This is a genomic window from uncultured Aquimonas sp. (assembly GCF_937888285.1).
Lineage (GTDB): Bacteria > Pseudomonadota > Gammaproteobacteria > Xanthomonadales > Xanthomonadaceae > Aquimonas.
In genome coordinates, this window is record NZ_CALART010000091.1 from 55,059 (window position 1) to 71,690 (window position 16,632).

The 16,632-nt window shown below is 71.2% G+C and carries 10 protein-coding genes; 3 read left to right on the top strand and 7 right to left on the bottom strand.

Annotated features, from left to right (window positions below; all coding sequences use genetic code 11):
* Positions 1 to 137: 137 nt before the first annotated feature.
* The 3 genes from Q0654_RS16935 to Q0654_RS16945 all read right to left on the bottom strand — a co-directional run bounded on the left by Q0654_RS16935 (position 138) and on the right by Q0654_RS16945 (position 4,680).
* On the bottom strand, positions 138 to 896 hold the full coding sequence (locus Q0654_RS16935; RefSeq protein ID WP_298856049.1) for a phosphoadenylyl-sulfate reductase: 759 nt from the start codon (positions 894 to 896) through the stop codon (positions 138 to 140).
* On the bottom strand, positions 893 to 2,575 hold the full coding sequence (cysI, locus tag Q0654_RS16940; protein ID WP_298856051.1) for an assimilatory sulfite reductase (NADPH) hemoprotein subunit: 1,683 nt from the start codon (positions 2,573 to 2,575) through the stop codon (positions 893 to 895). The genes Q0654_RS16935 and cysI overlap by 4 nt, the downstream gene beginning before the upstream one ends.
* A 281-nt stretch (positions 2,576 to 2,856) precedes the next feature.
* Positions 2,857 to 4,680 (bottom strand): assimilatory sulfite reductase (NADPH) flavoprotein subunit, encoded by a 1,824-nt coding sequence (locus Q0654_RS16945; protein ID WP_298856053.1) that lies wholly within the window; start codon positions 4,678 to 4,680, stop codon positions 2,857 to 2,859.
* 313 nt (positions 4,681 to 4,993) lie between these two features.
* On the opposite strand from Q0654_RS16945, the gene Q0654_RS16950 reads away from it, so the two are divergent.
* From Q0654_RS16950 to Q0654_RS16960, 3 genes are all read left to right on the top strand, one after another.
* Complete coding sequence (locus Q0654_RS16950; protein WP_298856055.1) at positions 4,994 to 6,100, top strand: efflux RND transporter periplasmic adaptor subunit; 1,107 nt, start codon at positions 4,994 to 4,996, stop codon at positions 6,098 to 6,100.
* Positions 6,101 to 6,111: 11 nt separating this feature from the next.
* Positions 6,112 to 9,249 (top strand): efflux RND transporter permease subunit, encoded by a 3,138-nt coding sequence (locus Q0654_RS16955; RefSeq protein WP_298856057.1) that lies wholly within the window; start codon positions 6,112 to 6,114, stop codon positions 9,247 to 9,249.
* A 410-nt stretch (positions 9,250 to 9,659) separates the two neighbouring features.
* Entirely contained in the window at positions 9,660 to 10,502 is an 843-nt protein-coding gene (locus tag Q0654_RS16960; protein ID WP_298856059.1) for a TrmH family RNA methyltransferase, read from the top strand.
* 400 nt (positions 10,503 to 10,902) lie between these two features.
* Here the strand turns inward: Q0654_RS16960 and Q0654_RS16965 are convergent, their stop codons facing one another.
* The 4 genes from Q0654_RS16965 to bioD form a co-directional block, all read right to left on the bottom strand.
* A complete protein-coding gene (locus Q0654_RS16965) occupies positions 10,903 to 12,255 on the bottom strand; it encodes a hypothetical protein (RefSeq protein ID WP_298856061.1) in 1,353 nt (450 codons plus the stop codon).
* A gap of 225 nt (positions 12,256 to 12,480) precedes the next feature.
* Positions 12,481 to 15,339, bottom strand: a complete 2,859-nt coding sequence (locus Q0654_RS16970; RefSeq protein ID WP_298856063.1) for a serine/threonine-protein kinase — start codon at positions 15,337 to 15,339, stop codon at positions 12,481 to 12,483.
* Positions 15,336 to 15,917, bottom strand: coding sequence for an ECF-type sigma factor (locus Q0654_RS16975; RefSeq protein WP_298856065.1), 582 nt, complete (start codon positions 15,915 to 15,917; stop codon positions 15,336 to 15,338). Before Q0654_RS16975 ends, Q0654_RS16970 begins: the two co-directional genes overlap by 4 nt.
* Positions 15,914 to 16,597: a dethiobiotin synthase gene (bioD, locus tag Q0654_RS16980; protein ID WP_298856067.1), complete on the bottom strand. Its 684-nt coding sequence runs from the start codon at positions 16,595 to 16,597 to the stop codon at positions 15,914 to 15,916. The genes Q0654_RS16975 and bioD overlap by 4 nt, the downstream gene beginning before the upstream one ends.
* Between the last annotated feature and the right edge of the window lie 35 nt (positions 16,598 to 16,632).

The following is a 16,632-nucleotide window of genomic DNA, read 5'->3' on the forward strand; positions in this document are numbered from 1 at the left end:
GGTGCTCCGCCCGGCCCCTCTCCCCCGACCCCTCTCCCGGCGGGAGAGGGGAGCGAAGCGCGGCTTCGACCGCTGGCTCAAGCGAGCGGCTCGGAGCGCTCTGCGAATCCCGAATCCCGAATCCCCAATCCCGGCTCTCACTCATGCAACCCACACTCCCGCTTCAGTCCGAAAAACCGCGTGTCCTCCTCGCGCATGCCGTCGAGCAGGGGGCGGGTGGTGTGGGTGTCGCCGATCGAGATGTAGCCTTGTTCCCACAGCGGGTGGTACGGCAGGCCGTGCTGGGCGAGGTAGCGACCGACGTCGCGGTCGCTCCAGTCGACGATCGGGTGCAGCTTGAAGCGGCCTTCGCGACGCTGCAGCACGGGCGTGCTGCTGCGGCTCTGCGACTGGCTGCGGCGCAGGCCGGCAAACCAGGTGCCGACGCCCAGCTCGCGCAGGGCGCGCTGCATCGGCTCGACCTTGTGGATGCGGTTGTAGCGTTCGATGCCGTCCAGGCCTTGCTCCCACAGGCGGCCGTGGCGGGCTTCGATCCAGGCCGGCGAGCGCGCGCTGCGGACGATGTGCAGGTTGAGGCCGAGGCGCTCGGTCAGCGTGTCGATGAACTGGTAGGTCTCGGCGAACAGATAGCCGGTATCGACGACCACCACCGGCAGCCCGGGCACATGCTGATTCAGCAGGTGCAGGCTGACCGCTGCCTGTGCGCCGAAGCTCGAGGACAGCGCCCGGTTGCCGGGCAGGTGCTCCAGTGCGAAGCGGATGCGCGCGTCGGCATCGAGGCCTTCCAGCCACTGGTTCAGACGGTCCAGCGCGGCGCCGTCGTCGTCGGCGGCCGCGGCGACCAGCGCATCCAGATCCGCTGGCGTGGCTTCGAAATGGATGGACTGCGCGCTCATGCCGCCAGCACCTTTCGCACCCGCAGGGGTTCCGGCGGCAGCAGGTCGACGCGCAGCAGGAAGTCGCCGAAATGTTCGCCCTCGGCGCGTTCGGCGGCGTAGCGCGCGATCAGCGGGTCGAGCTCGGCGAGGATCTCGGCCTCGGTGATGTTCTCGCGGTACAGACGATTCAGGCGCTGGCCACGGTGGTCCGCGCCCAGCATCAGGTTGTAGCGGCCGGGGGCCTTGCCGACGAGCGCGATCTCGCCCAGGTACGGCCGCGAGCAACCGTTGGGGCAGCCGGAAATGCGCAGCAGGATTGACTGTCCGCCAATGCCGTGCCGATCCAGCAGGGCCTGCACCTTGTTCAGCGCTTCGTCGAGATAGCGCTCGGCCTCGGCCATCGCCAGACCGCAGGTCGGCAGGGCCACGCAGGCGAGCGCCTCGCGCTTGAGCGGGCTGGTTTCGAGTGCATCGAGCAGGCCGTAGCGGCGCAGCAGGGCGTCGATGCCGGCGCGGCGCTCGGGCGCGATGTCGGCGATCACCAGGTTCTGGTTGGGGGTCATGCGGAAGTGGCCGCGATGGACCTTGGCGACTTCGCGCAGGCCGGTGAGATGCAGGTGATCCGCGCTGTCCTGGATGCGCCCGGCGCGGATGCGCAGGGTCAGATGCCAGCGGCCGTTGTCGGCCTCGACCCAGCCGAAGCGGTCGCCGCTGTGGACGAACTCGAAGGCGCGCGGCGGCTGCAGCGTCACGCCTGAGCGACGCTCGACCTCGCTGCGGAAGAAGTCGAGCCCGTGCTCGTCGATCGTGTACTTCAGACGCGCGCGCTTGCGGGTGGCGCGGTTGCCGAAATCGCGCTGCGCCGTAACCACGGCCTCGCCGACGGGGATCACGTCGTGGGGAGAAATGAACCCGAGGACGTCGGCGAGGCGTGGGTAGGTTTCGGCGTCGCCATGGGTGCTGCCCATGCCGCCGCCGACGGTGAGGTTGTAGCCCGCGAGTTCGCCGCTCTCGACCACGGCGATGAAGCCGAGGTCCTGGCTGAACACATCGACATCGTTGTACGGCGGAATCGCGAAGCCGATCTTGAACTTGCGCGGCAGATAGGTCGCCCCGTAGATGGGCTCGCCCTCGTCGCCGGCGACGCGCTCCTCGTCCAGCCAGATCTCGTAGTAGGCGCGGGTGTTGGGCAGCAGGTGCTCCGACAGCGCTGCGGCCTGACGGTAGACCGTGTCGTGCAGCGCCGACAGCAGCGGGTTGGCGGCCACCGCGACATTGCGGTTGACGTCGCCGCAGGCCGCCAGGGTGTCGATCAGCGCGGCGTTGATCGCCTGCATCGTGGGTTTCAGATCGCGCTTGATCACCCCGTGGAACTGGAAGGCCTGGCGGGTGGTGATGCGCAGGCCGCGCTCGGCATAGGTGGTGGCGATGGCGTCGAGCTTCAGCCACTGCTCCGGCGTGATGACGCCGCCCGGCGTGCGCGTGCGGATCATGAAGCTGTGCGCGGGTTCGAGCTTGGCGCGCCGGCGCTCCTCGCGGATGTCGCGGTCGTCCTGCTGGTAGCTGCCGTGGTACTTCAGGACCACCTGGTCGCTGTCCCTCAAGGCGCCAGTCACGGCGTCGGCGAGGCTGTCCTCGATGGTGCCGCGCAGGAGTCGGCTGCTGCGCTTGATGTCTTCGACGGAATGGCTGGCCATGGTGCGGAATCCCGGGGGAATGGAATACGTTCGAACTAGGCGAAACGGTACGAATCCGGACCAGCCGCCGCAGCCGCTTCACTCGTCGCCCCCGCGAAGGCGGGGGCCCAGTTGAGCCCACCCGCCGGCTCGGACCACCCGTCGACCGGTGGGGGCCAACCGATCGCGCCGGGGCCTGGATCCCCGTCCCCGCCTTCGCGAGGACAGGCTCTGCGCGGGGATGACGAGTCCTTCGAGTCGGGCGAAGGTCGCTGGTTGGGGCGGGGCATCACGTTCCGCTCTCAGTAGACGTCGCGGGCGTAGCGCCCGGACTGCTGCAGCTGCTGCAGGGACTCGGCCGCCGCTTCGGCGCTGCCGAGTCGCTGGGTGAACAGGTCGAGCAGGGTCTGATGGACATCGCGGCCCAGGGCGAGGCTGCCGCAGACGTAGAAATGCGCGCCGCCGTCCAGCCACTCGAACAGGCGCGCGGCCTGCTCGCGCAGGCGCTGCTGCACGTAGACGCGGGGCTTGGCATCGCGCGAGAAGGCGAGGTCGATGTGCTGCAGTTCGCCGCGGCGCAGGTGCTCCTGCCACTCGGTCTGGTACAGGAAGTCGTCGCGCAGCGTGCGTGCACCGAACAGCAGCCAGTGCCGGCCGCTGGCGCCTTCGGCCACGCGCTGCTGCACGAAGGCGCGGTAGGGCGCGATGCCGGTGCCGGCGCCGAGCATGATCAGGTCGCGGGCAGGATCAGCCGGCAGGCGGAAGCGCGGGTTCTCCTCGATGAAGACGCGGGCGCGCGCACCGGGCTCCAGCTGGGCCAGATGGTGGGAGGCGAGACCCAGTCGCAGCGGATCTTCGTCCTCGGCGCCGACCACATCCACGGTGAGATGCACCTCGTCGGCATAGGCCAGCGGGCTCGACGCGATCGAATACAGACGCGGCGCCATCGGCCGCAGGGCGCGCACGAAGGCCTCGGCCGTCCAGTCGCCCGGCCACTCGCGCAGCACGTCGATCAGCTGGTGGCTGGACAGCAGAGCCGACAGCGAGGCGGCTTCGGCGGGATCGAGCAGGCTGTGCAGCTCGCGATGCCCGGACACCGCGCCCAGCGCCACCAGCAGGGGCTTGGCCAGCCGCGTGAGTTCGCGATGCTCGGCCAGCCAGACCCGCAGCGGGCGCTCGACTCCGTCGAGCGTGAGCGCGGCATCGCCATCGAGCCGGGTCAACTCCAGCACGGCTTCGACGAGCGCAGTCGGATTCGGCGCCCACACACCGAGCGCGTCGCCCGGTGCGTAGTGCAGGCCGGAGCCGGCCAGGCTGAGTTCCAGATGGCGGACGTCGCGCTGGCTGCCGCGGCCGGTCAGGCGCACCTGTTCGATCAGCTCGGCGGCGAAGGGCTGCTCGCGCGAATGCAGGGCCGCGGCAATCGCCGGGCGCAGCGGGATGACCGCGGCCGAGTGTGCAGCCGGCGCCGCGGGCGCAAGCTCGGCCGCCAGCGCCTTCAACGACTCGACGGCGCGCGCACGCCATGGCGCGGCGACCGCATCGATGTCGACATCGGCCTCGCCCAGCGGCTGCAGGCGCTGCGCGCCCAGCTCGGCCAGACGCGCATCGATCTGCCGGCCGGTCTCGCAGAATTTGGGATAGCTGCTGTCGCCGAGGCCCAGCACGGCGTACTTCAGCTCGGGCAGCTTGGGCGCCCGCCGTCCAAGCAGGAACTCGACGAAGCCGAGCGAATCCTCCGGCGGTTCGCCCTCGCCCTGGGTGCTGATCACCACCCACAGCAGGCGCTCGTCCTTGAGCTCGCGGGTGGGATAGGCGTCGGCGCGGATCAGGCGCACGGCAAACCCGGCGGCCTCGGCTGCAGTGACAAGGCCTTCGGCGGCGCGCTTGGCGTTGCCGGTCTGGCTGCCGTAGAGCACGGTCAGGCGCGGCAGGGCGATGGATTCCGCCTGCGGCGCTGCGGCGGCGGCCGCATGCCCACCGCGGGCCAGGCCTGCGGCGTAGCCGGACAGCCACCACAGGCTGGCCGGATCGAGGCCATCCAGGGCGCGCGCGATCGGTGCCACCGCGGTCGCGGCCGGCAGCGGCAGGGCGCTCAGATCGGGCAGGGCGGGGAGGGCGGGCATGCGGTGCACCGGCAGCGGCGGATCGGGCGGCCACTGTCGCAATCGAGGGGCGCGCACAGAAACGCGGATCCGAACCTTCGATATGCCGCGACGGAATGTGAACCGACCCGCGTTCCTTCACCGCGGCACCACGAAATTCCAGTCGGCGCACGGACTTAAGGCACAGGCTGTCCGCTCGGGCACGGACCACACTTCACGAACGTGCAAACTCGCCGGCCCCGGACGCGCACCGTCAGTGTCCTGCGCGCTGACCCTCGTGATGCGCCGCCGCGACCCTGCCACCGAACTCTCCCCCCTCCTCCAAGGTTTCCCGATGTCGAACGAATCCACGTCCGCGCTCGAACGCCGACCCCCGCGCAAACGTCTGGGCCTGCACGCGCTGGTCAGTCTGGCCGCGCTCGGTCTGCTCAGCGCCTGCGGCAGCGACGCACCGAGCGGCGCCGCCGGCGGGCCGCCACCCGCGGTGGTTACCACCACCACTGTGCAGACCCAGCCTTGGGTCGACGTGATCGAGGCCCTGGGCACGGCGCAGGCGCGCGAGTCGCTGGTGATCACCGCCAAGGTCACAGAGACCGTCGACGCGGTGAAGTTCGAGGACGGCGACCGGGTCAGCGCCGGCGACATCCTGGTCGACCTCTCGGGCCGCGCCGAAGTGGCCAATCTTGAGGAAGCACAGGCCACCTTCAAGGAGGCCCGCCAGCAGTACGAGCGTCTGGTTGGGCTGGTTGAAAACGGCACCGTACCGCGCAGCCAGCTGGACACCCAGGTCGCCACCCGCGACGCCGCCCGTGCGCGCGTCGAGACCATCCGCGCACGACTCGCCGATCGCGTCATCACGGCGCCCTTCGATGGCGTGCTGGGCTTCCGCCAGGTCAGCCCCGGCACCCTGGTCACGCCGGGTACGGCCATCGCCACCCTTGATGACACCTCGGTGATCAAGCTCGACTTCTCGGTGCCGGAGACCTTCCTGTCGGTGATCGCCCAGGGCCAGACCGTGCGCGCGCGCAGCGCCGCCTATCCCGATCGTGATTTCACCGGCACCGTCGCCACGGTCGGCTCCCGGGTTGACCCGGTGACCCGCGCGGTGACCGTGCGCGCCGATTTCGAGAACGCCGAGGGCCTGATCCGCCCCGGCATGCTGATGACCGTGCGGGTCGAAAAGCCGGTGCGCGAGGCGGTGGTGATTCCGGAGCTCGCCCTGCTGCAGATCGGCAGCCAGAGCTTCGTCTACGCAGTGGGCGAGGGCGATGCCGTGCAGCGCGTCGACGTGCGTGCAGGTGCGCGCCGCGCGGGCGAGGTCGAAATCGTCGAAGGCCTGAGCCCGGGCACACGCATCGTTGTCGAGGGCACGGTCAAGCTGCGGCCGGGCGCGCGTATCGTCGAAGCGCCTGCGGCTGATGCCGCACCGCAGGCCGGCTGAAGGAGCGCCCCATGGTCCTGTCCGATATCTCGATCAAGCGACCGGTCCTTGCGACCGTCATGAACCTGCTGCTGGTGGTGCTCGGCCTGATGGCCTACACCACGCTGACCGTGCGCGAGCTGCCCGACATCGATCCGCCGATCGTCTCGGTCGAGGTCGTCTACACCGGCGCCTCGGCGGCGGTGGTCGAAACCCGCGTCACCCAGATCCTCGAAGACGCGGTCAGCGGCATCGAGGGCATCGAGTCGGTCGATTCGCGCAGCCGCAACGGCGCCAGCAACGTCACCATCGAGTTCGGCCTGGGCCGCGACATCGAGGCCGCGACCAACGATGTGCGCGACGCCATCAGCCGGGTGATCGACCGCCTGCCCGACGAGGCCGACGCGCCGCAGGTGGCCAAGGTCGAGGCCGATGCGCAGCCGATCATCTGGCTGAACATGAACTCGGACCGGCTCGACACCCTGGAGCTGACCGACTACGCCAACCGCTACATCACCGATCGCCTGTCCGCGCTGGACGGCGTCGCCGCCGTGCGCGTCGGTGGCCAGCAGCGCTATGCCATGCGCGTGTGGCTGGATCGCCAGGCCCTCGCCGCGCGCGGGCTCACCGTCAACGATGTCGAGAGCGCCCTGCGTCGCGAGAACATCGAGCTGCCGGCGGGCCGCCTGCAGTCGCAGACCCGCGACTTCACCCTGCGCGTCAACCGCAGCTACCGCGAGGCCGACGACTTCGCCCGGCTGTCGCTGGCCAAGGGTGAGGACGGCTACGTGGTGCGCCTCGGCGATGTCGCCCGGGTCGAGCGCGCCTCGGCCGAGCGCCGCGCCTACTTCCGCGGCAATGGCCAGCCCAACCTGGGCCTCGGCATCGTCAAGACCTCGACCTCGAACAGCCTGGATGTGGCGACTGCGGTGCGCGCCGAGGTCGAGCGCATCCAGGGCACCCTGCCCGAAGGCATGAGCCTGATCGTCGCCTTCGACACCACGATCTTCATCGACTCCGCGCTGGACCGGGTCTACTGGACCCTCGCCGAGGCCATGGCCCTGGTGCTGATCGTGATCTATCTGTTCCTCGGCTCGGCGCGGGCCGCGCTGATCCCGGCGGTCACGGTGCCGGTCTGCCTGATCGCCGCATTCACGGCACTCAGCCTGTTCGGCTTCTCGATCAACCTGCTGACCCTGCTGGCCCTGGTGCTGTGCATTGGCCTCGTGGTCGACGACGCCATCATCGTGCTGGAGAACGTGCAGCGCCGCGCCGATCTTGGCGAGCCGCCGCTGCTCGCGGCCAAGCGCGGCACCGCCCAAGTGGCCTTTGCGGTGATCGCCACCACCGCGGTGCTGGTGGCGGTGTTCCTGCCTGTCGGCTTCATGCAGTCGAACGCGGGACGATTGTTCCGCGAACTGGCGGTGGCGCTGTCCGGCGCGGTGGCGATCTCGGCCTTTGTGGCGCTGACGCTGACGCCGATGATGTGTTCCAAGCTGGTCCGCCCGAACGAGAAGCACAATCGGGTCAACCAGGCCTTCCTCAACTTCATCGCGCGGCTGAGCGCCGGCTACGCCCGCATCATCTCCGGCATGGTCCACCTGCGCACCGGGACCCTGTGGACCGGCCTCGTGCTGACCTTCGCCCTGGTCGGCGGAGGCGCCTACCTGCTGTTCAACACCGTGCCGAGCGAACTCGCGCCCGACGAAGACCGCGGCAGCTTCTTCGTGACCATCCAGGGGCCCGAAGGCGCCGGCTACGACTACACCGTCAGCCAGGTGCAGCAGATCGAGAACAAGCTGATGCCCTTGGTCACCGAGGGCCCGGTGCAGCGGATGAACACCCGCGTCCCCGGCGGCTTCGGCGCCAGCGAGGAGATGCACACCGGCTTCGCCATCGTGATCCTGAAAGACTGGGCCGAGCGCGAGATGAGCACCGGCGAGGTGATCGACGCCTTCCGCGCCGAGCTCGCCAGCATTCCCGGCGTGCGCGCCTTTGCCCAGGGCCGCGGCGGTGGCCTGGGCGGCGGCCGCGGCCAGCCCCTGCAGGTGGTGCTGGGCGGCCCGACCTACGGCGAGCTGGCCGAGTGGCGCGACCGCATGCTGGCGCGGATCGAGCAGAACCCCGGCATCTTCGGCGCCGACTCCGACTACCAGGAGACCCGCCCGCAGATGCGCATCGACATCGACCGCAGCCGCGCGGCAGACCTCGGCGTGTCGGTGCAGGAGATCGGTCGCACGCTTGAGACCCTGATGGGCTCGCGGCGGGTGACGACCTATGTCGAGGACGGCGAAGAGTACGACGTGGTGCTGCAGGCCGAGGAAGCCTCGCGCGCCAGCCCCACCGACCTGACCGGCGTCTATGTGCGCTCCGAGCGCACCCGCGAGCTGATCCCGCTGGCAAATCTGGTAACGCTGTCGGAGCTGGCCGAGCCCGGCAGCTTCAACCGCTTCAACCGCCTGCGTGCGATCACCATCTCCGCCAACCTCGCCGAGGGCTACACCCTGGGCGAAGCCATCCAGTGGGTCGAGCAGACCGCCCGCGAGGAGCTGCCCGAGTACGCGCAGATCGACTACAAGGGCGGTTCGCGCGAATTCGTCAAGGCCAGCGGCAGCGCGCTCGCGACTTTCGCCATGGCCCTGCTGGTGGTCTATCTGGTGTTGGCCGCCCAGTTCGAGAGCTTCATCCACCCGCTGGTGATCATGTTCACCGTGCCGCTGGCGGTGCTCGGTGCGCTGGGCGGGCTCTGGGTCACCGGCGGAACGCTGAACCTGTTCAGCCAGATCGGCATCGTCATGCTGGTTGGGCTCGCGGCGAAGAACGGCATCCTGATCGTCGAGTTCGCCAACCAGCTGCGCGACGACGGCGCGGCCGTGCTCGACGCGATCATCGAGGCGTCCTCGGTGCGCCTGCGTCCGATCCTGATGACCTCGATCGCGACCATCGCCGGCGCGGTGCCGCTGGTCGTTGCCGGCGGCCCGGGCTCGGCCAGCCGCGCCACCATCGGTGTGGTGGTGATCTTCGGCGTCGCCTTCTCGACCCTGCTCTCGCTGTTCGTGGTGCCGGCCTTCTACGCCCTGCTGGCGCCGTTCACCCGCTCGCCGGAAGCGCTGGGCCGCAAGCTGGATGAAATGGATGAGCAGGTCGCACCTGTGGGTGGGCACGCATGAGCCGCCAGGGTGGTGAGGGGGGGGATGGCGGCAAGCGGTCGCCCTGGGGCGCGCCGAAGCGCGGCCCGGGCGCGCGTGCACCGGGCGACGCGGACCGCGGAGCCCGCCAGCCAGGCACACGTCCGGATGCCTCCGAGCCCAAGACGGGAACAGCGTCCTCTGCGGCGCGCGATAAACCGCGCGAGCGCGCGTGGCCCGATGCGCCCAAGGTGGAGGGGCGGCAGGGCTGGCAGCCGCGTGAGGGCGGCAGCGGCGATTTGCGCTCCGGTACGCGTGGTCCCTGGCAGGGCGGAGGTGCTGCGCGCGCTGGCGAAACGAAACCGGGTGGCGGGCGCGATCGCGCCAACAGCGGGCGACCTCCGCGCGCCGAGCACGGCGCCGAAGCGCAGGGGCCAGCGCGGGCGCCTGCAGTGGGCGGCTCGCAGCGGCGGCCCGATCGCGATGCAGGCACGGGCGCCGAGCCCGGCCCTGCGGGCTTCGCGCCACGCGGGCCCGAGCAGAAGATCTGCGGCCTGAACGCCGCGCGTGCCGCCTTCGCCGCGCGGCCCGAGGCCTTGCGCAAGGTCTATCTCAGCGAGTCGCGCATCGGTGTGCTGCGCGAGCTGCTGGCCTTCTGCGTGGCCAAGCGTCTCGGCTACCGCGTGGTCGAGGACGAAGAGCTCGAGCGCATCAGCGGCAGCAGCCACCACGAGGGCGTGTGCCTGCTGATGCAGCCGCAGCCCGAGCTGGACCTCGACGGCCTGCTGGCGGCGCTGCCGCACCGTGGCCCGGTGCGCCTGCTGTGGCTCGACGGCGTCGGTAATCCGCACAACCTCGGCGCCGTGCTGCGCTCGGCCGCGCACTTCGGTGCCCAGGCCGTGCTGCTGCCGCCGCAGTCGACGCTCGGGCTCTCCGCTGCCGCCGCGCGCGTCGCCGAGGGCGGGGCCGAGCATGTGCCCCTGGTGCGTCTGCCGGGGCAGGGCGCGAACGCGGAGTTCGCCGCACTCGAACGCTTCGCCGAAGCCGGTTTCGTCAGCGTCGCGACCCTGCCCGCCGGCGCGCCCGACCTCTACGCCCAGCCGCTGCCGCAGCGCGCGGTGATCGTGCTGGGTGCGGAGGGCGAGGGCATGCAGAAGCGTCTGGTCGAGCACTGCGAACGCGCCGTGTCGATTCCCGGCAGTGGCCGCGTCGAGAGTCTCAACATCGCCAACGCGGTAGCCGTGCTGCTGGCCGAGCACTGGCGCCAGCATCCGCCGCGGGGTGAGCGCGCTTGAGCCAAGGCTGAAGAATTCGGCCTTGTCGCATCAAGCCGCGCGGTCCTCGCATCGCGCCGCGATCGGGTGGGCCCTGGCCCACCATGAGCTTCGGTCTTGTCTGGTGCATGCCTTTCCGTCCGACGCTGGCCGGCGGTCCTGGAGCGCGCTGGACCCGGGCCGTCAGGTCGCCAACCGGATCGACGCGAGACGAAGCGGGGCGGGACGCGTCGTGCGGATGCGATGGGCGCGGCGAGTGTCTTGCTCACGGTGGGCCAGGGCCCACCCTATGCGGTTGCCGTCGTCATGCGTGCTTGGCGCCGTCAGGGCTCGAAGCAGTTGCTGAACAGCGGGGCATCGCGCTCACGGTGGGCCAGGGCCCACCCTATGCGGTTGCCGTCGACATGCGTGCTCGGTGCCGTCAGGGCTCGAAGCCGTTGCTGAACAGCGGGGCATCCGGCGTGGTGAAGGCGGCGACCGCGAAGTCGTCGTCTGTACTTCCGGTCCAGCGGCTGCGGCCGGCGAGCAGGATGCGCGGGCCGATCACGCGCAGGTCACGCACGCTTGCCAGCGCTGAGTCGAGGCCGTTGGACGCGTTGAAGCTGGTGCTGGTGAACGCACTGCCGGCATTGAAGCCGCTGTCCGGCGAGCCGCTGGCGAGGTAGCGGAACAGACCGAAGCGGCTGGTCGGGCCTGAGGTGTTGGTGATGTCCCCGGCCACCAGCAGGCGGCCCTGGGCGTCCGCGGCGACCGCGCGGAAGCGCAGGTCGTCGGTGGGAAATGGCGGGAATTCGGTGCGCAGGAAGTCCAGGGCGCCACTGCTCGCGAGGCGCATCAGCAGGCCGACCTGACGCTCGTTGCCGGCGGGGCCGTTCGGGTTCACCCGATGCGCCGCGAGCAGCGCGCCACCGCTGCCGGGGATCGGCGCGATGGCCGTCACGCTGACCTGCGTGCAGCCGTTTGTCGTGCCGGTCAGGGAGGCGCTGCCCAGCGGGTCCGAGTCAAGAGTGAGGCCGCCCGGGCCTTGCCCAAGGCTGACGCTGTAGACGCCGAGGAGGCAGTTCTGCTGGCCGGAGACAGGCACACCGACCAGCAGGGCATTGCGCCCGTTCGACCACGCCGCCGCGCCGGCTTCCAGCCGGGGGGACGCGCCGAGGAACACGAAGCCCAGGTTCTGCGCGCTGGCATCCATGGCCGCGACATGCGTGCCCCAGCCGAACTCCGGGCCCGGGCGCGAGCGCAGCAGGGCCAGCACCTGGTCCTGCGGGCCGACCGCCAGTGCGAGCAGGTCGTCTTCGGTGTTCAGATCGATGCGGGCGAGGCCGAGGAAGCCGAAGCTGGGGTCGACCTCACCGTTGGGAAGCACGCGGCCGAGGAGCACATCGCTGCCGCCCGAGACCGCCGTATTGCCCGCAAAGATCACCCGCCCCTGGCTGTCCTGCACGGCATCGATGATTTCCGGCGTGTTCACGGCGTAGCTGCGCTTGCCGTTGATCCCGAAGCTCGTGTCGAGCTCGCCGGACAGGTTCAGCCGCGTCAGCGCAAGCGTCAGGCCCGGGCTGTTGCTGGCCTGGCCGATGAGGAGGTAGCCGCCCATGCTGGGAAAGATCCGGCGCGCGCGGTCCGCGGCCGCACTGTCGAGGTCGAAGGACACGGTCCGCCGGCCGTCGCCGGAGAAGCTGGCGTCAAGGCTGACCTGGGCAGCAGCGGGCAGGGCGGCCAGCGCCAGCAGGGCGAAGGCGGATCGAAACAGTGGGCTGAGTCGGATGAACATCGGCAGGCTCCGTGGGTGTCTGCCGGGGGATACGCAGAACGCGCGACGGATCCGGCGCGGTTCTGTCGGGACGGGAGCGGTCGTGGATCGATGTGCTCTCGCCACGCCACCGAAGCCGCCGACATAGGGTGGGCCCTGGCCCACCATGCGCTGGACGCTCGCTTCGGTGCCAAGCTTAGGAGCCGTCACGGAAAGAGTCATTGCCATGGTGGGCCAGGACCCACCCTATGGGTGTCCCTTGCCCAGCCTACGGGTGGGCTCCGCCGCGCTGGCCAGTTCGTCGACGCTGGCGCGGGTCAGCGGGCTGTCTTCGCCGAGGCTTGCGAGCCGCTGCTCGAACACGCTGCGCAGCAGTGCGATCGCACGCCCTCGATCCGCCCCCGGTGCAGCGAGCAGGGACAGCGCCAGCTCACGCTCCGCTTCGGCGCGGCGCGGGCCGCCATTGGGCGAAATGCTGTCGCGGTATTCGGCGGCCACCACCTCGGCGACCGCCAGCGCGCGCTCCGGCTGCCCGGCGAGACGCAGGGCGCGCGCCTGGATCACCCGCGTCCACGCCGTTATCTGGCCGAGCTCGGCCGCAAGCGCGAGGCTCTCGTCGATCAAGGGCAGGGCAGCTTCAGCGCGCTGCGCCGCCAGCAGGCCCATCGCCAGCGAATTGAGCTGGGCCGACAGCCGCGTGCGATCGTCGAGCGCGCGGCTCTGCGCGACCAGCGCACGCAGCGTATCGAGCCCGCCTTCGACCTCGCCGACTTCGACGCGCGCCATGGCCTCGGCCTCCAGCGCGTTGCGGGTCTTGTGCGAATCGGCGCCGAAGGCGCGCTCGAACAGGGCGCGCGCGTCGCCGAAGCGCTGCCGCGCCAGCGCGAACTCGCCGCGGCGGAAGCTGACCATGCCCCAGCCGAACAGGGCCTCTCCGCGCAGCGAGTCGCGGCCGTCCAGAGGGCCTAGCGCCTGCCACAGCGCGCGGTACTCGGCATCGGCCGCGGCCAGCGCGCCCTCGCCGATCAGCAGCCCGCACAGCATCATCCGCGCCCACTGGCTGCGCGCGTGCTCGGGCCCGAGACGCGCTTCGACCAGCGCGATGACCTCGCGCTGTCGGGCCAGCGCGCGCGGAGTCTGCAGCAGCCCGCGCAGGGCCTCGACCTCGGTTTCGTAGAGCTGCAGGCGCAGGCCCAGCGGCGCCTGCGCGTCGAGCTGCACCAGCGCCTGTTCGACCGCGGCCACGGTCTCGCGTGGTCGACCCGCCTGCATCTGCGCGCGGGCGGTCAGCGCCAGCAGCTCGGCGCGTGCTGCCGGCATCTGCCATTCCGCGGACTGCAGATAGGGTGCCAGCAGGTCGATGGCCTCCTGTGACTTCGAGCCCGCCAGAAGCAGCTGGCCGCGCAGCCCCAGCTCACGCAGGGCCGATGGGTCGGGCGGCTGCGCGGGCGAGGGCAGCGGCAGCGCGGCCAGCCGACCAAGGCCGGCATCGATGGCGTCGCGCGCCAGCGCCAGCGCGGCCTGGTCTAGCATGAGCGCGCGCTGTTCGTTCGGCTCCAGAGCGAGCCCTGCCGACAGCGCTTCGGCTTCAGCCAGCAGACTCGCCGCCTGATCGAGCTGATCCAAGCCGAGGCTCGCGCGGGCGAGGTCCTGCAGCAACAGCAGGCGCGAGCGCGGATCGAGCTCGGCATTGGCGCGCAGACGCTCGGCGCCGCGCGCCAGCAGTTCCTGCAGGCTGGGCGCGCTGTCGCCCTGCAGCTGGGGATCTGCGGCGCTGAACACTTCGCCCAGAAACTGTCGCGCTGCCTCGGCCTGTGCCGCGCGCTCGGCCGCGCGCTGGGCCTGCCAGAGGCTGCTGCCGACGCCGGCCACGATCGCCAGCGCGGCCACGCCGAGGCTGGCGCTGGCCAGCGGCTGTCGGCGCATCCACTTGCCCAGGCGCTGCGGCCAAGGCGTAGGGCGGCTGCGCAGCGGGCGCTGCTCGCGCCAGGCGCGCAGGTCCTCGGCGAAGGCGGCGGCGCTGGGATAGCGCGCGGCCGGCTGCGGCTGCAGGGCGCGGTGCAGGATCTGCTGCAGGTCGCCGCGCAGCAGCCGCCGCAGCGCGCCCTCACCGATCCTGTAGTGCGCGGCGCCGGCGGCGCGCGTGTAGGCGCGCCAGAGCGAATCCGGCGACTCGCGCGCGGCCATCGAGCCCGCGGACTCGCCGAAGGGCGAGCGCCCGCTCAGCAGCTCGAACAGCAGCAGGCCGGCGGAGTAGAGATCGGCGGCGATGCCGACAGGCTCGCCGGCCAGCTGCTCGGGCGCGGCATAGCGCGGTGTCAGCGGTGCCGGCGTTCGCGTGCGGGTGAGCGTGGCGTCCACTTCGCTGTCGTCGAGCAGTCGCGCGATGCCGAAGTCGAGCAGCTTGACCCGCCCCTCGGCGTCGACCATCACGTTGCCGGGCTTGAGATCGCGATGCACGACGAGCTGGCGGTGCGCGTGGTCGAGCGCGTCCAGCACCTGCAGGATCAGGCCGACGCGGGCGCGTGGGTCAAGCTGGAGGCGCGCGCAGTGCTCGTGCAGGCGCTCGCCTTCGACGAACTCCATCGCCATCCACGGCGCGCCTTCGGGGGCCAGTCCGGCGTCGATGAAGGCGGCGATGTGCGGGTGCTGGAGGCGGGCGAGGATGCGGCGCTCGCGCAGGAAGCGCGAGGTCAGCTCGGGCCCCAGCCCGCCGCGGATGCGCTTCAGCGCCACGCGCTGCCGCAGGCCCTCGATCTCCCGCTCGGCCAGCCAGACCTCGCCCATGCCGCCTTCGCCCAGCGGCCGCAGCAGGGTCCAGGGGCCGAGCGCATCGCCGCTGTGCAGCGTCGAGCTCAGCGTGGCGGGATCGGCGCCTGCGTCGACCAGGGTGAGGCGTTCGGCGGCTCCGCCCTGGGACAGGTCCACGTCGTCACGCGCGTGCGCCGCCAGCAGCGCGCGCAGCCGCGGCAGCAGGCGCTCGCGCTCGGGCTCGTCCTGCAGTTCGAGCAGCGCCTGCATGCGCGCGTCCTCAGGCAGCTCGACCAGACGCTCGAACAGGGCGGCCAGCGTCGCCCAGTCGGGATCGCTGCCCGCGTCGCTCATGCGCCCTCGTCCAGCTCGGCCAGCAGGAAGGCGCGCGCCAGGTCCCAGCCGCGACGCACGCTGCGTTCGCTGATGCCAAGCGCGCCGCCGGTCTCTTCAAAGCTCAGGCCGGCGAAGAAGTAGGCCTCGACGATCCGCACCAGCTTCGGGTCGCGGCGCTCGAGCTTCTGCAGGGCCTGGTCGATGGCCAGCAGGTCGGGGGCGTCGGCGGCCGGCAGGGCCGTGCCCAGGGTGACCGCGATCCAGTCGCCGCCGCGCTTCTGCGCCTGGCGCTCGCGGGCGAGATCGACCAGCACCTGGCGCATCGCGCGGGCCGCCAGATTGAGGAAATGCGCGCGGCTGTCCAGCGCCGGTGCGCTGCCCTGCGGGAACAGCTTGAACCAGGCCTCGTGCAGCAGTTCGGTCGGGCTGAGCTCGGACGCGGAGCCGCTGCGCACGCGCCGGGCCAGTGCGCGCAGCTGGGCATAGGTCTGCGCCAGTGCGCGTTCACCGGCACCGGCGTCGCCCGCGCGCGCTGCATTGATCAGCGCGGTGAGCTCTGCGCCGCCGGCGGCATGCAGCTCGGCGCCGGTGCTCACGCTGCGCCGGCCATGCGCCCGAGCGGGCCGAGGTCGAGCTCGGCGATCGTGGCCGGCGCCTGCCAGGCGAGGCGACCGAGGCAGGGCACCGGGATCCGCCGCAGCAGGGCTTCGAAGTAGTGCTCGGCGTACTCCAGCTCGGGGTCGATGACGTTGCAGATCCAGCCGGCGACGCGCATGCCGTCGGCCTGCAGGGCCGACAGCGTCAGCAGGGCGTGGTTGATGCAGCCCAGGCGCAGGCCGACCACCAGCACCACCGGCAGGTCCAGCGCACGCACCAGATCGGCCTGCATCAGCTCGTGGCTGAGCGGCGCGCACCAGCCGCCGACGCCCTCGACCACCACGTCCTCGGCCTGGCCGCGCAGGGCCTCGTGGGCGGAAACCAGCTGCGGCAGACCGAACTGGACGTGCTCAAGCCTGCAGGCGATCTCCGGCGCGGTGGCCGCCTTCAGGCAGACCGGGTTCACCAGCGCGTAGTCGGGCTGGCCGCTGCTGGCGCCGAGCAGGTCGAGCGCGTCCTGGTTGACCCAGCCGTGGCGGTTCTCGCGGGCGCCGGAGGCGACCGGCTTCATGCCGATGGCCGAGCGCCCCAGCCGGCGGATCGCGTGCAGCAGGGCGCAGCTGGCGTGGGTCTTGCCCGCGCCGGTGTCGGTGCCGGTGACGAAGCAGCTGAAGTGCATGGCGGACTCCCGGGTGAGCGTTCCTGCCGCAAGTC

Coding starts and splice junctions, on each gene's coding strand:
- Q0654_RS16935 (WP_298856049.1), bottom strand. CDS start 896: ATGAGCGCGCAGTCCATCCATTTCGAAGCCACGCCAGCGGATCTGGAT.
- cysI (WP_298856051.1), bottom strand. CDS start 2,575: ATGGCCAGCCATTCCGTCGAAGACATCAAGCGCAGCAGCCGACTCCTG.
- Q0654_RS16945 (WP_298856053.1), bottom strand. CDS start 4,680: ATGCCCGCCCTCCCCGCCCTGCCCGATCTGAGCGCCCTGCCGCTGCCG.
- Q0654_RS16950 (WP_298856055.1), top strand. CDS start 4,994: ATGTCGAACGAATCCACGTCCGCGCTCGAACGCCGACCCCCGCGCAAA.
- Q0654_RS16955 (WP_298856057.1), top strand. CDS start 6,112: ATGGTCCTGTCCGATATCTCGATCAAGCGACCGGTCCTTGCGACCGTC.
- Q0654_RS16965 (WP_298856061.1), bottom strand. CDS start 12,255: ATGTTCATCCGACTCAGCCCACTGTTTCGATCCGCCTTCGCCCTGCTG.
- Q0654_RS16970 (WP_298856063.1), bottom strand. CDS start 15,339: ATGAGCGACGCGGGCAGCGATCCCGACTGGGCGACGCTGGCCGCCCTG.
- bioD (WP_298856067.1), bottom strand. CDS start 16,597: ATGCACTTCAGCTGCTTCGTCACCGGCACCGACACCGGCGCGGGCAAG.